A 14,849-nucleotide genomic window follows, 5' to 3' on the forward strand; every position below is an offset into this window, starting at 1 on the left:
TCTTCCTCTCTCCATACGAAAAATATTACTTTACACTTCCCTGGGTGAGACCGCTCACCAAATAGCGCTGGAACACAATCGTTAGTACAATAACAGGCAGGCTAGATATCAAGCCGCTGGCCGACATCAGCCCCCGGTCCAGTCCGCGTTCGCTCACGAAGGTGCTGGTCAGAACCGGCATCGTCTTCGTATGGGCGCCCGACAGTGTCACCGCGAACAGGAACTCATTCCAGCAGAAGATGAAGCAGATCAGCCCCGCTGCCGCAATGCCCGGCATGACCACCGGCAGCACGATGCGGAAGAACAATCCGATGCGGGAACAGCCGTCAATCATCGCCGCCTCCTCCATCTCCACGGGCAGCTGGGCGAAGAAGGAACGGAGCAGCCATATGATTAGCGCCATATTCAGCGCAGAATAGGTAATGATTAAAAGAACATACGTATCCAGCAGATTTACGCGGTAAGCCAGCAGGAAGATCGGCACAATCACGACAACGGGCGGAATCATCCGCGTCATCAAGAGCAGATTCGGCAGCAGCGGGCCCCCGGTACGGAAGCGTTCAATCGAATAAGCCGCAATCGCACCGATAACCACGGTGATCAACGTGGCAATGCCGGAAATCAGCAGGCTGTTCACCAGGCTTGTCACAAAATCCGGATTCTGAAACAGGGTCAGGTAACTGTCAAAGACCGGCTGCTCCGGGAACCAGACCGGCGGAATGGCCATCTGGTCAACAGGGCGTTTAATCGATGTCAGCGCCACCCATACAATCGGCAGCATGAAGAAGAGGAAGAACAGGAGAAGTATTCCTGTTTTGATTCCTGTAAACAGATGGCGTTTCCGTCTTCGGCTGTTCATTGCTTCTTCCCTCCCCGGCTAAGCATATAAAGCGCACCAAATATGACAACGGCCAGCAGAATCATCACGGCAGTGGAGACAGCCGACGCATATCCCATGTCATAGCGGCTAAATGCGATTTTATAGTTGTATACCGACACCAGCTCGGTTGCCGTGCCCGGTCCGCCACTGGTTAGAATGTAGACCAAGTCGAAGGTCCGGACGGCGTCCATCGCCCGCAGCACGGCTACGGACAGCAAAGCCGGGGCAACCAATGGCAGGGTCATCGACCAGAAGGTCTTCCATCTGGAAGCCCCGTCCATCTGGGCGGCCTCGTACACATCGTCCGGGATCCCTTGAAGGTTAGCGAGTACCATAATCATGACAAACGGACTCCACTGCCACACGTCCGCCAGAATGACCGAGAACATCGCCCAGCCCGGATCGGTCAGCAGCTTCGATGTATCGAAGGGAATATGCAGAAATTTAAAGATGGGACCTAGCGGCGTAAATTCCGGAAGCAGGAACAGCCTCCAGGCTACCCCGACAACAACCGGAACCATCATCATAGGGACCATAAAGGCAACTTTGAAGAATGACTTCCCCCACACATGACCCTTCAGCAGCAGGGCCAGCATCGTTCCCACGATTATTTCCGCGGCAACGGCACCTACCGTGAACTGGACACTTCTCCATAATGAATTCATGAAGGTGGTGTCCGCCAGAAGCCTTTTGAAATTATCGAGTCCAATAAATTGGATGCCCAAATCCGGTCGCTGTAGCGGGTAGGAGAAAAAACTGAGTCCCAGTGCTGCCAGAATCGGAATCAGCAGAACCAGAACGATGATCAGAATGCCCGGCAAAACGAACCATAGTCTTTCACGTGGTTGAGATGGCATTGTTCATTAACCGCCTTACGTTAGAGAATATAGAGAAAGGAAGGGTGCCCCTTCCTTTCTCTTAGCAGCGAACTGCTGTCATTCCTGTATGATCCTTAGTATCCTCGCGATTTCATCAATTCATTGAATTCGGTTTCCGCCTCTTTCAGGGCATCCTCGGCAGCTCGTTCGCCGAACAAATATTTCACGACGGCATTCGGCAGAATTTCGCCTGTAATCGTCGAACCTTCCGGAATGAGCGGCAGCGTCTCCAAGCGGAAGGAATTCATGATGTCCGCATGCGGCTCATAGAAGCTATATTCCGAAGCCAAACTTCCGGTAAGCGCCGAAGTACGGGCAGGAATGTTTCCTACCGGCGCTGCCTTCTCCATCATTTCTTGGCTGGTTGCGAACTCCATCCATTGGAAAGCGGCCTCCTGATTGTCGGAATGCTTGGTCATGACAAAGCCGTATGGCAGATAGAAGCGTTTAATGTCGCTCGTATTGTCGTCATTTGCCGGAATTGCAGTGAAGCCAACCTTACCGGCAATAGTGGATTGATTCGGATCCTGTGCCATTTGCGCTACCGTAGTGGCCATCTCCGCCATCGCGCTGCGTCCTTGCAGGAACTCGGAGGAAGCATCCGACCAACCATACTGTCTGGCCGCAGGAGAAGCATACTGGAACAATTCCTTGAAGTCATTCAGCGCTTTGATACCCGCTTCATTGTTAAATTGCTGTTTATAATTGTCGTCGTATAAGTCGCCGCCGTAGTTAAACAGACGGTTATAGAACGCAAAACCGGACAGAATGCTATTCTCGCCCATCAGAGTCACACCGTACAGGTTCTCGTCCGGACGGTTGAAGAATGCCGCGATATCCTTGTACTGCTGCATCGTCTGCGGCGGCTGAAGCTCATAGCCATACTTGTCCTGAAACGCTTTCTTCTCGGCCGCATCTTCGAACAGGTCGGTCCGATACAGAATACCGTGCGTTTCATTCATATAAGGAAGGAAATACAGCTGTTTGTCGGCACCGAAATAAGCGTTGTCGATTCCCGGAAAATCATCCAATTCCAGCTCGTCCAGTTTGGCCTGCTCCGTGGCAATCGGAACGATATAGTTCGCCAGTTGGAATTCAGGCACCCAGCCGATCGGGATGTACGCCAAATCGAAATCGACCTGTTCGGATACAAATTTTAATTTAAGCTGTTGTTGATACTGGTCGTAAGGAAGTTCCACGACATTCACTTTCACGCCGTACTTTTCCTCGAAGTCAGGGATGATGCTCTTGAACGCATCCGCATGGGAACTGGTTTCCGCCATAATCGTCAGGGTCTTCGAACCTGATTTCTCCCCCGATCCAGCCGTACTGCTTCCAGCTCCAGACCCGGAACATGCGGAGAGCAATAGTGAAACCATGAGTAATGCCGCTAACATTGTAAAACTTCTCTTTTTAGAAAATACCATGATAAGCCGACTCCCCCGTTTTTCTCTATAGTTTGTTGGTTCCTAACCCATAACCTGTAACGAAAATAACAAAAATACCGACAATAGAATAGAAACGTCCCCCTAAAGCATAAGATGACACGCCTTGTCGAATTGTCATAATAGGAACTAACTGATAGGATAATAACAATAAAACAAGCGGGATATCACCCGAATTCGGTCATCTTTTTATAATAATCGGCTAATATTTAGCCACAAGGAGGGGAATTATGAACCGGTTGCTGTTTCTTTTCCATACTCACCATAAAAAAGACACCTACATTCAGCTGCATCAGCATAAATGCTATGAACTTGTTTATTACTTTGGCGGAAGCGGAAATACGCGGATCGGAACGACCAATTTCACCTTCAAACCGCATACCTTCGCCCTCGTCTCTCCGCATACCCTGCACGATGAGAAGCATACCTCCGATTCGGAGCTGCTCTTTATCGGCTTTCTCTGCGAACAGGAAGAGGTCATCCGCAATTTGAACAAAGTCATTGAGGATGACGATAAACATACGATCCAGCAGTTGATTCTGAGGATGGAATATGAGTTTACCTCCCAGCAGGAGGGATATTATGAGATGCTCAATCTGCTCGTCAGCGAGTTGACCACGCAAATTAAGCGTCTGGTAGGTCTGAACAAACATCTCCAGCCGGTTGAAGGACGGCTTAAATACGCCATCAATTATATGGACGAGCATTTTCAGCAAAAAATTTCCGGCGAATCATTAGCCAGCATGTCCGGGTACAGTTACGAGCGCTTCCGCCATTTGTTTAAGGAAACAACAGGCGTCTCTCCCCAGCACTATTTGCTGCGCAAACGGCTGGATCATGCCAAGTCCCTGCTTCTGCACACGGAAATGACCATCTCGCAAGTGGCTAACGATTCGGGATTCGTCAAGGACTCCCAGTTCTGTGCTGTATTTAAGCGGGAAACCGGGGTTACCCCGATGACCTTCCGTAAACAACCCAGCCTCTAATACGAAGTACATCTAAAGGTATACCTCTATGTTTATATGGTGGGTAAGATTTCGTCAGATAATGAATGCAAGCGATGCTCTGATTCTGTCTTATGTGCAGAATTTTCCACCTCTCCCACGACCCCATTTTCTTCAGCTCTTCCCATAGTTGAACTGGTTAGGTTATCCATTCATCTGTAGGTGACCTGCAGGGAATGTTATGAAGGGGAAACCATACTGTAAGGAGGGGTTATGGAATGGCTAGAAGATCAAGGCGGCGCCGGAGTCCCGAAATGCAGCAGTTCATGACCAACGTCATGCGGGAGGAAGGCTATCAAGTAGACCCGCAGAGACAGCAGGACGTCAAATATGAGGTCGCCAAGTCACTTGGTGTACCCCTTAAACCGGGCGACAACAGAGATTTGACCACCGAGCAGGCCGGTAAAGTCGGCGGTGCGATTGGCGGTTCCATGGTCCGGGAGATGGTTCGTATGGCGCAAGAGAGCCTCAGCAAGCGCTAGAACGAGCCTTGTTTCTCGGAATATGGTATTCCTTAAACAGAAAAAACAGCTCCATATCATAGATCCCTATGACGGTGGGGCTGTTTTTGTAATGCCTGTATAATGATAAATAATATATGATGGCTTCGAAAATAAATTTCCTACGGTAAACCTGTCGTTGCCGAAACCTATTCTCCCACCTTATCCCAAGGGGTCGGACGGTCATAATACGTATCGCACAATTTAAACTCGCTATCCTTAAAGAAGCAGCCGCGGTCCTCCATCGTATCGCGTACGGTCATTCTCGCCAGCTCCATCATGTTATGATCGAGACTGAGATGAGCAAGATATGTACGTTTGGTATCTCCCGTCAGCAGCTCGCTTAAGGCATCGCCTGCCGAATTATTCGATAAATGCCCCATGTCGCCGAGAATCCGGCGTTTGGTATTCCACGGATAGCGTCCCATCCGGAGCATCTCAATATCGTGATTGGCTTCCAGGACCAGGACATCCGATCCATCCAGCGCTTTCTTCACCTTATCACTGACATAACCGAGGTCCGTAGCGACGCCCAGCTTCTCCTCGCCGTCATAGAAGCAATAACCGACCGGTGCCGCAGCGTCATGGGATATTTCAAACGGCTCCACCCGAAGCGTGCCAAAATCCTTGACCTCATGACTCTCCAGCACAATCCGGTTCTCTTCCGCAATCTTGCCCAGCGACTTGCTCATCGCTTCCCACGTCTTCTCATTCGCATAGATCGGCAGATTGTATTTGCGTGCCACTGCGCCAAGCCCACGGATATGATCCGAATGCTCATGCGTGACCAGGATCCCGTCGATTTCTTCTCCCATCATTTCGCGTTCCTTCAACAGCTCATCAATGCGCTTTGCACTTAAGCCCGCATCAATCAGCAGTGTCGTATCCTCATTGCGGACAATGGTCGCATTGCCCGTTGAGCCGCTCGACAGCACGGAAAATGAAATCCCCATAGTCTTGTTACTCCTTTGTCGTATCGCTTTTTGGCGTCAGCACGTCCCCGCTGATGCCTTGTACATAGATCATCTCGCCATGATCCAATGTAAACCGCCAGGTTGGTGCTGCTAACTGATCCTCCGTATTAAACAACTGTCCATAATAGCCAAGCTGAATGTCCCTTACCGCCGAATCAGGCGGGATGAAATTACGTTCAATAAGTGTCTCCAATGCCTTCGATGCGGGCAGAACCTTCTGCTCCACCATATCGCTGCTTGGCAGAATCGCAAACACGGGTACGCGAAACGCATGGATCTTCTGGGATTCATGGATGAACTCCAATTCCACATTAAACAGGGGCCATTCCTTCTGCACCAACGGTCGGAATACGAAGACGTTCTCCTTATCCGATGGCTCATCATGGCGATAGTTCCCAAGATCCGCGATCTTGCCTTCCAGCGCATTCCGCAATTCCTTCTCATCGGCATAAATCAGCTTGGTATCCACCGGCTGCTCCAGCCCTACCGGCCCTCCCTGGGCTTCCGCGCTGTAGATATAATTAATCTTGGGCAGCTGCGGCGTTTCTGTTGGAATCGGGCTCAGCAATTGAATCCCATTCTCCTCCATCACCTGTTGGGTACTGTCGGAAAGCGAGGTAAAATCCAGATTGGAGCCTACCTGCTCGCGGTAATCCATCCAGAGCTGATAGCCCAGCACCAGATTCAGCAGCAAAAACGCGTAAATCAATACATTTTTTGCACGGCCCCAATCCATGATTTTCCCTCCTTGTGATTCAATTATATCTAAATCATTTATTCGAGTGTGATAACCGACCCGTTCTGGAGCTCTAAGGCCCATACAGGCTTTAGCAGCAGCCCTTCTCCCCTACGCACCGGTAAATAGGCAGGATCCAGACCGATAACCATATTTTTCTCCTCGATATAAGGCTTCAGCTTCGCTTCCAAGGCCTCGCCTCCTGTCAGCTTCACCATCTGCTTCTTCAAGGCAGCAGACTCAAGATATAAGAGCGAGCGCTCATACGAGGTGACTGTTCCCTGCTGTAAATCCAATTCCATGACGCCATACTGAAAGCCTGGTGTATTCAGGATCGGGTATCCGCCATAGTACTGCTGGAATTTGACCAGCGTCCGATCCTCGGATTCACCCGCCTTAGCCAGCCTGTACGTGCCATTCCAGCCCCCGTGCTGATTCACGAAATCGATGGCGGACAGCACGTCCTTGCCGGGGCTGCTCTCACCGGATGGCGGCGCAGCCGGATCGGTATAACTGATCCATTTCTGCCCCTGATCTACCTGTAGGCTCCTCTTACTGTCCGTATAAATCTCGGACCCGTCTTTTTCCCGGATGTTGCGGGTGATACTAGGGTCAAAGAACAGACTTCGCTGCATCTGCTCTACCGTATATTCGCCAATCGGCAGTTCAATGCTGACCATATTCAGTTCCTTCTCCGGGGTATAATACCGGCCATTCACCATCTTATACGGTGTCCAGCTCAGCCCGAAGTCCACCAGTTGATCCACGTCCTGTACGGTCAAATCCGCCTGCGCAGCTTCATAAACGACATCGCCCTTCGTACTGAAAAACATCACATGAATCTTCGCTTCGCCTTCCACACTGTACAGCCATATTTTATTGATGCTCTCCCCTTCAAACAGGGAATCCGGAACGATCTGCATCACTCTCTGGAGCAGGGTAACCGGAATGCCGGAATCAAAGCTCAGCTCAATGCCCCGATTCTCGGAGCGAACCTTGGCCCAATCGATGTTACTGACCATCCGTCGCTGGAAATTATCAAAGGTTCGGCCTTTAAGCCGGTTATATACGAGATTGTAGAAAGTATCATTCGGATAGAACACCGTATGTTGGTCTTCGCCCAGATGAATAATCATCTTGTCGGGAAAGAGCAGATTCTCAGCCTTTTCCTCCGGGCCCATTTCCTCGGTTCGGATATAGGCGTTCTTAGATTGCACAACCGAATCACTGCCCGGAAAGCGGAAAATCAAAACGTAACTCTGCAGCAAACTGCCAACGACCAACACAACCAACAGAATGGTCTTTAATCGTTCCTTCACGTTAACGCCCTCCCCTCATAATCCAGGGGCAAGGTGAAGGTCACCGTGGTGCCTTTCTCCAGCTCGGAATGAAGCGTAATAAAACCTCCATGTGCCCTGACAATTTCCCGGGCAATGGATAGACCGAGCCCCGTTCCGCCTAAATTGCGAGTCCGGGCCTTATCTACCCGGTAGAAGCGCTCGAAGATCCGATCAAGATCCTTCTTCGGAATGCCGATCCCGGTATCCTTTACTGATAAGGACAGCATGCCTTCCTCCGTAATGCTTGCATCCATGGTGATTGTGCCTCCGTCTGGCGTATATTTAAGAGCATTAGATATCAGGTTGTCGAGAACCTGATCAATGCCATCCCGGTCCAGCATAGCTGTCGATACGCCCGGTTTCACCTCAATAATGGTACGGATATGCTTTTGCTTCATTTGGAAAGAGAAACGGTCCTCTACGTCCTCCAGCATCTCCACAATGTCCGTTGGCTCCTTATGCAGCGCAGCCTCCTTGGAATCAAGCCGTGACAGATGCAGCAGGTCCGTTACCAGCCGGATCATCCGGCCGGTCTCATTCTGAATGACGCCGACAAATCGCGGCCCCATCTGTTTATCCTCCAGCGCCCCATCCTCGAGCGCCTCGGTATAACTCTTGATGGTTGTCAGCGGCGTGCGCAGCTCATGGGATACATTCGCCACGAACTCCCGCCGGGATGCTTCCAATTTTTCTTGCTCTGTAACGTCTTGCAGCACCGCAATCGTACCGGTGATGCCAATCTCCCGCCGGTGAATCGGAGTAAAGGTCACACGCATCATGAACGGTTCGCTGCCCTCGTGCGGCACAATCTCCAGCAGTTTGGAATCATGACCTTCGCTGAGCGCCAGCGCCTCTGACTCGGACTCCTCAAGACCCAGTAGGGACACGATATCGTGTCCTGCCAGCTTTTCCCCCTCCACGCCCAGCATTTCGCCGGCGCGCCGGTTCATTAGAATGACGCGTCCCGCTTCATCGGTTGCGATAACACCGTCGCTCATATTGGTCAGAATCGAAGCAAGCTTCTCTTTCTCTTCTTCGTTCTGCGAGAGGGCTTCGCGCAGACGGCTGGTCATATAGTTGAACGCCTGGCTGAGCTGGCCGATCTCATCGCTGCCGAACACTGGCGTTTTCTCGGTAAACCGGCCATCTGCGACAGCCCGGGCATGCTTGGTCAGCTCCTTGATCGGATGGGTAATCGTATGTGACAGGATTACGCCAAGCACCGCCGTCAAACCAAGGGCCAAGAGAATGCCCGATATAAAAATATTGTTGATCCGCTGCATCGTGCTGTACAACTCGCTCATGCTGGCTACGATATAAATCGCACCGACGATTTTCTCGTTGTACATGACGGGCTTGGCCACCACTTTTTTGCGGATATTATCATCATCGATGATATACTCTTCATTATCCTGTATTCCCTGCAAGGCCCGGCTGACAACCGTCTGCGTGTTCTTGGTGTTCACATAATCAGCGTGGGAGGGCAGCGAGGTCGTCAGTACCCGCCCGGTGGGATCCAGCACCTGGATCTCGGCTCCGTTCAGATTGAACAAATTGTTCACCATGACACGCAGGCTCTCATACGGGTCCTCCTCCGTATCATTCTCGCCACCAAGAGTTTTGGCTGCCAGAACCGACATCAGCTCTGCGCGCTCCTGCAAATCCTTCGTGAAGTTGCTGGTCAGCGAGTTCTTCATCGCACTAACAAAATATACCCCGATCAGCTGCATCGCGATCAGAATGAGAAGGACATAGATGATGATGACCTTCGCCTGAATGGTGCGGAAGAAGGACAACCACTTCATTACAGGCCTCCGTTTTTAGCGCTGCGCATCAGGTAGCCTAGTCCGCGCCGAGTCAGGATATATTCCGGCTTGCTCGGATTCTCTTCAATCTTCTCGCGAAGTCGGCGAATGGTAACATCCACAGTCCGCACATCGCCAAAGTATTCAAAACCCCATACCGCCTGCAGCAAATGTTCACGAGTCATCACTTTGCCGGCATTACGGGCCAAATAATACACCAATTCATATTCGCGGTGCGTCAGATCAAGCGCTTCCCCGCTTTTGTATACCATGTACATATCGGTATCAATAAACAGCTCAAACAGCCGCAGGCCTTGTCCGCCTGCACTTGTGCCGCCTGAGTTATCTGCTGAGTTGTCCGGCTTCTGCTGACGGCGCAGATGCGCCTTCACGCGTGCCAGTATTTCTCTGGTGCTGAACGGCTTCGTCACGTAATCATCCGCGCCAAGCTCAAGTCCAAGCACCTTGTCGATCTCCCCGTCCTTCGCCGTCAGCATGATAATCGGGATCTGCAGGTTCGCGGCACGTACCTCGCGGCACACATCCATTCCGTCTTTTCCGGGCAGCATCAAATCAAGCAGCATTAAATCCGGCCGCTTCGTGAGTGCAATCTCTACCGCGCTAATGCCATCAAAAGCGCAGATGACCTCATAGCCCTCTTTTTCCAAGTTAAACTTTAAAATATCGGCGATGGGTTGTTCGTCATCCACCACCAGAATGGTTCCCTGCATTGTCCTGTTCACCTCATACCTTCACTTAAAGTGGACGTTCAAAAAAGCCCCCTTTGATCACGAAGCAGCACCAGTAGCCCACTCGACATCGAATCTTGAATTCAGCCGGGCTTTCCGGTGCTCACGTACCCAAAACGTACGCTCCGCTCCTAATCCCTAGCTTCATCCAACCTTCTCGGTGCTGAAAGTTTGACTTTTTGAACTCACCACTTAAACGGTCTTCCTCCCATTTTACCACACCTGCCGCCGCTACACACCCACAGCTCCTAACAGCTCACCTGATTCAGGGGGCGGCTACTTTAATGATGATCTTGAATGAATAACAGATCAGGCGTAAGAGAAGAGGACTCCTTTCGCTTTATGAGTGCGCGGATTAAAATGATGAAGATCGTGCTCTTGTAAAACCGTCTCGATAGTTGAAATTCATAACTTTTCTGGATTATGATGGAATCATCCTTTAAGGGAGTTTCATCCGTTTTATTTAAGTTAAGAATGAGAGCTCAATCTATAAATACAGGAAGGAGTTATATAAATGGAAAGTACAAATATAGTTACTCATTTTAGACCCATATATATTCTGTTTATCCTCATTCTGATCATCTCATTGTTCATCATGATTTTTCGGAATCGCCATAAAATAATCAATGGCTTTACAATCGCAATAATTACCCTTATTAGTTTGGCAGTATCCGCTCATCTGACCTATCAAATAGGTTACCTTGCAGATGAATTAGGAACCAGCGGCGACGCTGTTTCCTTTATGATGTTAATTGCAGTGGTGATACTATCGTTGGCTAATCTCCTAGTCTACGCCTACAAAAGAGAATAATTCTTATCGAGGGACACCACTTGCGCCCCCACTGCAGACACTTTCCCGTTCTGTCCCCACTCACACCGCCTCCCTACGGCCGCTCGATTTAGGGAGCGGCCACCAGCTTCGCAGCTTAGCCGGAAGGCACGGGGATGGATTCGACAGATAAGGGAAAATATCTTGGAAGACGCCTTTGGGAGTCCTTTGTCCCCTCATAAAATTCAATTCAGACAAAGGGCGGACAACAGCGGCTGGAAAGATATTTCCCGTTCTGCCCCGCCCACACCGCCTCCCTACGGCCGCTCGATTTTAGGGAGCGGCCACCAGCTTCGCAGCCTGGCCGAAATACGGGGATGGATTCGACAGATAAGGGAAAATATCTTGGAAGACGCCTTTGGGAGTCCTTTGTCCCCTCATAAAATTCAATTCAGACAAAGGGCGGACAACAGCGGCTGGAAAGATATTTCCCGTTCTACCCCACCCACACCGCCTCCCTACGGCCGCCCCGATTCAGGGGGCGGCCACCCGCTTCGCAGCCTGGCCGAAATACGGGGATGGATTCGACAGATAAGGGAAAATATCTTGGAAGACGCCTTTGGGAGCCCTTTGTCCCCTCATAAAATTCAATTCAGACAAAGGGCGGACAACAGCGGCTGGAAAGATATTTCCCGTTCTGCCCCACCCACACCGCCTCCCTACGGCCGCCCCGATTCAGGGGGCGGCCACCCGCTTCGCAGCTTAGCCGGAATGTACGGGGATGGATTCGACAGATAAGGGAAAATATCTTGGAAGACGCCTTTGGGAGCCCTTTGTCGCCTCATAAAATTCAATTCAGACAAAGGGCGGACAACAGCGGCTGGAAAGATATTTCCCGTTCTACCCCACCCACACCGCCTCCCTACGGCCGCCCCGATTCAGGGAGCGGCCACCAGCTTCGCAGCTTAGCAGGAAGGCACGGGGATGGATTCGACAGATAAGGGAAAATATCTTGGAAGACGCCTTTGGGAGTCCTTTGTCCCCTCATAAAATTCAATTCAGACAAAGGGCGGACAACAGCGGCTGGAAAGATATTTCCCGTTCTACCCCACATCCCCACTCCGACTGGCAAGACGCAAAGATGGCCGCCCCCGTTAAGGAGCGGCCATCTTCACTATTATGATATATGAACCAATAATGGCTTATGTCGCATTGGTTTACCTAGTATAACACAGAACTACAGATAATTCATCGGATTTTGGGCAACTCCATTTTTTTGCACTTCGAAATGGAGATGAGTTCCAGTAGAACGGCCCGTATTGCCCATGACGCCCAGCTTGGTGCCTTGTCCAACGGATTGTCCGCTGCTCACGGAAATCCTGCTCATATGCCCATATAGGGTGCGGTATCCATTGCCATGATCGACAATGACGACATTGCCGTAACCGCTCTGCTGACCAGCGAAGACCACGGTTCCCGAGGCGGCTGCCATAATCGTGCTTCCGCCAACCATATCGACACCCTCATGGCTTCTTCCCCAGCGATGACCGTAGGGGCTCGTAATACGCGCGCTGCTGACCGGCCATGCGAACATGCTGCCGTCGGATTTCTGGGTCACCGTTACTGCTTTTTTCTTAGGCGCCACCTTGGTGCCTTTGTACACAACTTCCGGCAGCGATTCCTGAACCACCTGTTGACCCGTCCATTGCTTGGAGATAACCTTCCCGTTCTCTTTGGTCACGATGTAATCCACGGTTTTGACGCCATCCCGCCCGGGACGGACGACCTTTCGTTTCCCAAGTGGAAGCTCACTGCTCTTGCGGACAATCGTTTCCGGTTTGCTTGGCTGCTTCAACGACACCGTCTCCACCGTTCTTACCGTCAGCGGCGCTTCCGGCTTCGTCACCTGCAGCTCGGCCCCGATCTGAACATATTTCTCCTCCAGTCCGGGATTCAGCGCCATGACGTCCGCAGACTTCATACCGAAATGCTGTGCAATTGAGGAGATCGTATCCCCCTCTTTCACCGTGTACACCACCGGCTTGTCCTTCGTGCCGGTCAGCACCTTGACCGCTTCTTCCACGTCCAGCACCTTGTTCGGATCAGCCTTCGTGTTGGCCAGCGAGATTTTTTCTTTAATGTCAACCGATTGGAGCCCGCTTCCGTCACCACTCTTCTTGCCCGATGCCGATGCGGACGTCTTCGTGAAAGCGACCTTCTGCGTCTTCTCTTTCTGGGCAGCCGCCGGCGCGAACTTCAGCTTGGCTGCTTCGACGGCAGCTTTGGCCGTCTGCTGATCCTTCACGATCGCCACGGTCTTGCCGTTCACCTTCAGCTCCACGCCGCGGGCATATGCCTTCAGGATGTTATCCAGCTTATGGAGTGTCTCCTCGCTGTTCACCTCTGGTTTATAAGAACGGTCGGCTTTGGTTGTAATGCCGTTGGTATTGAGCACCATAAGTACATCTGGGTACTCTTCCTGATATTCCTTCTGCTTCTCTTTAATCAGCTGGTTAAGCTGGGCATCATCTTGAATGGTACCGATTGCTTTTCCATCTACATACACATGATAGAACGGAACCGTATTCGCGTTCACATACGCTTTTCCGCCCGTATATATCGATCCTGCTATGAGCATTGCCCCTGCCGAAATCCAAATCCACCTGCGCGGTGAGGTCCATCCCCGTTTTTGTGGATTTGACGGCTCCGAGGGCTCACGATTCGAGTTGTTGTTGTGGGCAGAATGATCGGCTGCTTGCTTACGCAAGAGGCTGTCTATCCACCGTTTCCCCTTAGAACCTTTCATGTCTCTCTCCTTTAAGCCTTGTTCATATGTAAGAATCCATTCATCTGAACATGCTGACTTAGCATTGAATGTGACACAACCTGTCAAAAGGTATCAAAATTTTAACCTTTTCGATCTTCGTATACTTTAACATAGCCTTTACAATCATTTCAAGTTTACGAAAACAGCGAAAAACCCGCGCCCAGCGCGGGTTTCCTCATTTTTCCTAATATATATCCTTAGCAAGTCAGTGACAAAACAGTGACAGAACAGGCCTGAACGCCGTCATACCGTTATTCTTTGAGCATGGTAATCAGTTTATCGAATTCCTCTGCATTCAAATATTTGGATATGCCCTGTTCGATGTCCGCAAGTTCCGCTGCGGTCAGACCATCCTCCATCGCCTCGGAGATCTTCTGCATTTCCGATTGAGGCAGCTTATTCATCAGCATGGTAAAAATCTCTTCCTTCTCCTCTGTTGGCAGACTGTCCTTCCGATCCACAATTTCCCCCGGTGTCATTACAATCTCCTGATCTTCCAGCGAGGAATCATCAGGCTGCTCTGTCGTGTTCGTGCCCATCACTGGCAAAGAATTATCCGGTGCCTCTTCATCTGCTGGCGGCTCACCCGTCGTCCCCGATGGGTCCGAACTGGTCTCCTCGTCCTCTTTTGCCTCACCTTTCGTCTCTGATCCGGCTCCTGATGCCGGTTCGTTGGACTCGGTACCTTTATCTTCTGCCGATTCGTTATCCTTCACGGCGTTGACGCTGCCAACATCCGACTTTGTGCCGGAGCCCATGCCCAGCATCGACTTCATAATACCTCCAACCCCCATCGACTCTGTCTCCAGCTGAATATTAAAGCTGGATAACACCGATTGAATATAGGCATTGACCACGATGCCTGTTGTCACAATTGTGAGCGTGCTCACCAGGATGGCGGTCAGGCTGACTTTCAGCAGCCATTTCATCCACTTCATCCGT

General features: G+C 50.9%; 13 protein-coding genes. 3 read left to right on the forward strand and 10 right to left on the reverse strand.

The annotated features are described in order from the left end of the window. Window positions 1-25: 25 nt before the first annotated feature. The 3 genes from MKY48_RS33285 to MKY48_RS33295 form a co-directional block, all read right to left on the reverse strand. On the reverse strand, window positions 26-859 hold the full coding sequence (locus MKY48_RS33285) for a carbohydrate ABC transporter permease (RefSeq protein WP_339292073.1): 834 nt from the start codon (window positions 857-859) through the stop codon (window positions 26-28). Then, window positions 856-1,737 carry a sugar ABC transporter permease gene (locus tag MKY48_RS33290; RefSeq protein WP_339292074.1) on the reverse strand — a complete coding sequence of 294 codons (882 nt, stop codon included), beginning with the start codon at window positions 1,735-1,737 and terminating at the stop codon, window positions 856-858. Before MKY48_RS33290 ends, MKY48_RS33285 begins: the two co-directional genes overlap by 4 nt. 95 nt (window positions 1,738-1,832) lie before the next feature. Then, window positions 1,833-3,155 carry a sugar ABC transporter substrate-binding protein gene (locus MKY48_RS33295; protein WP_339292075.1) on the reverse strand — a complete coding sequence of 441 codons (1,323 nt, stop codon included), beginning with the start codon at window positions 3,153-3,155 and terminating at the stop codon, window positions 1,833-1,835. Between the two features lie 278 nt (window positions 3,156-3,433). Between MKY48_RS33295 and MKY48_RS33300 the strand changes: the two genes are divergently transcribed. Then, window positions 3,434-4,189: an AraC family transcriptional regulator gene (locus tag MKY48_RS33300; RefSeq protein ID WP_339292076.1), complete on the forward strand. Its 756-nt coding sequence runs from the start codon at window positions 3,434-3,436 to the stop codon at window positions 4,187-4,189. A 236-nt stretch (window positions 4,190-4,425) separates the two neighbouring features. Next, on the forward strand, window positions 4,426-4,689 hold the full coding sequence (locus tag MKY48_RS33305; RefSeq protein WP_256720877.1) for an alpha/beta-type small acid-soluble spore protein: 264 nt from the start codon (window positions 4,426-4,428) through the stop codon (window positions 4,687-4,689). 167 nt (window positions 4,690-4,856) lie between these two features. On the opposite strand, the gene MKY48_RS33310 is transcribed toward MKY48_RS33305, so the two are convergent. From MKY48_RS33310 to yycF, 5 genes are read right to left on the reverse strand one after another with little or no spacing between them, the layout of a single operon-like run. Then, window positions 4,857-5,660 carry an MBL fold metallo-hydrolase gene (locus MKY48_RS33310; RefSeq protein ID WP_339269106.1) on the reverse strand — a complete coding sequence of 268 codons (804 nt, stop codon included), beginning with the start codon at window positions 5,658-5,660 and terminating at the stop codon, window positions 4,857-4,859. A gap of 7 nt (window positions 5,661-5,667) precedes the next feature. Then, entirely contained in the window at window positions 5,668-6,417 is a 750-nt protein-coding gene (yycI, locus tag MKY48_RS33315; protein ID WP_339292077.1) for a two-component system regulatory protein YycI, read from the reverse strand. Between the two features lie 38 nt (window positions 6,418-6,455). Beyond that, window positions 6,456-7,736 (reverse strand): two-component system activity regulator YycH, encoded by a 1,281-nt coding sequence (gene yycH / locus MKY48_RS33320; protein ID WP_339292078.1) that lies wholly within the window; start codon window positions 7,734-7,736, stop codon window positions 6,456-6,458. Continuing rightward, on the reverse strand, window positions 7,733-9,562 hold the full coding sequence (gene walK / locus MKY48_RS33325) for a cell wall metabolism sensor histidine kinase WalK (protein ID WP_339292079.1): 1,830 nt from the start codon (window positions 9,560-9,562) through the stop codon (window positions 7,733-7,735). Before walK ends, yycH begins: the two co-directional genes overlap by 4 nt. Continuing rightward, window positions 9,562-10,293: a response regulator YycF gene (gene yycF, locus MKY48_RS33330; protein ID WP_339292080.1), complete on the reverse strand. Its 732-nt coding sequence runs from the start codon at window positions 10,291-10,293 to the stop codon at window positions 9,562-9,564. Before yycF ends, walK begins: the two co-directional genes overlap by 1 nt. Before the next feature lie 532 nt (window positions 10,294-10,825). On the opposite strand from yycF, the gene MKY48_RS33335 reads away from it, so the two are divergent. After that, the gene (locus MKY48_RS33335; protein WP_339292081.1) at window positions 10,826-11,122 is read left to right on the forward strand and encodes a hypothetical protein; all 297 of its coding nucleotides are present in this window, start codon (window positions 10,826-10,828) and stop codon (window positions 11,120-11,122) included. A gap of 1,195 nt (window positions 11,123-12,317) precedes the next feature. Here MKY48_RS33335 and MKY48_RS33340 read toward each other — a convergent pair. Together MKY48_RS33340 and MKY48_RS33345 are read right to left on the reverse strand one after the other, a co-directional pair. Then, a complete protein-coding gene (locus MKY48_RS33340; protein ID WP_339269116.1) occupies window positions 12,318-13,886 on the reverse strand; it encodes a peptidoglycan DD-metalloendopeptidase family protein in 1,569 nt (522 codons plus the stop codon). Window positions 13,887-14,158: 272 nt separating this feature from the next. Continuing rightward, window positions 14,159-14,845 (reverse strand): hypothetical protein, encoded by a 687-nt coding sequence (locus MKY48_RS33345; protein WP_339269118.1) that lies wholly within the window; start codon window positions 14,843-14,845, stop codon window positions 14,159-14,161. Between the last annotated feature and the right edge of the window lie 4 nt (window positions 14,846-14,849).

Origin of the sequence: Paenibacillus sp. FSL W8-0187, assembly GCF_037969755.1 — a bacterium.
Lineage (GTDB): Bacteria > Bacillota > Bacilli > Paenibacillales > Paenibacillaceae > Paenibacillus_AQ.

Coding starts and splice junctions, on each gene's coding strand:
- MKY48_RS33285 (WP_339292073.1), bottom strand. CDS start 859: ATGAACAGCCGAAGACGGAAACGCCATCTGTTTACAGGAATCAAAACA.
- MKY48_RS33290 (WP_339292074.1), bottom strand. CDS start 1,737: ATGCCATCTCAACCACGTGAAAGACTATGGTTCGTTTTGCCGGGCATT.
- MKY48_RS33295 (WP_339292075.1), bottom strand. CDS start 3,155: ATGTTAGCGGCATTACTCATGGTTTCACTATTGCTCTCCGCATGTTCC.
- MKY48_RS33300 (WP_339292076.1), top strand. CDS start 3,434: ATGAACCGGTTGCTGTTTCTTTTCCATACTCACCATAAAAAAGACACC.
- MKY48_RS33305 (WP_256720877.1), top strand. CDS start 4,426: ATGGCTAGAAGATCAAGGCGGCGCCGGAGTCCCGAAATGCAGCAGTTC.
- MKY48_RS33310 (WP_339269106.1), bottom strand. CDS start 5,660: ATGGGGATTTCATTTTCCGTGCTGTCGAGCGGCTCAACGGGCAATGCG.
- yycI (WP_339292077.1), bottom strand. CDS start 6,417: ATGGATTGGGGCCGTGCAAAAAATGTATTGATTTACGCGTTTTTGCTG.
- walK (WP_339292079.1), bottom strand. CDS start 9,562: ATGAAGTGGTTGTCCTTCTTCCGCACCATTCAGGCGAAGGTCATCATC.
- yycF (WP_339292080.1), bottom strand. CDS start 10,293: ATGCAGGGAACCATTCTGGTGGTGGATGACGAACAACCCATCGCCGAT.
- MKY48_RS33335 (WP_339292081.1), top strand. CDS start 10,826: ATGGAAAGTACAAATATAGTTACTCATTTTAGACCCATATATATTCTG.
- MKY48_RS33340 (WP_339269116.1), bottom strand. CDS start 13,886: ATGAAAGGTTCTAAGGGGAAACGGTGGATAGACAGCCTCTTGCGTAAG.
- MKY48_RS33345 (WP_339269118.1), bottom strand. CDS start 14,845: ATGAAGTGGATGAAATGGCTGCTGAAAGTCAGCCTGACCGCCATCCTG.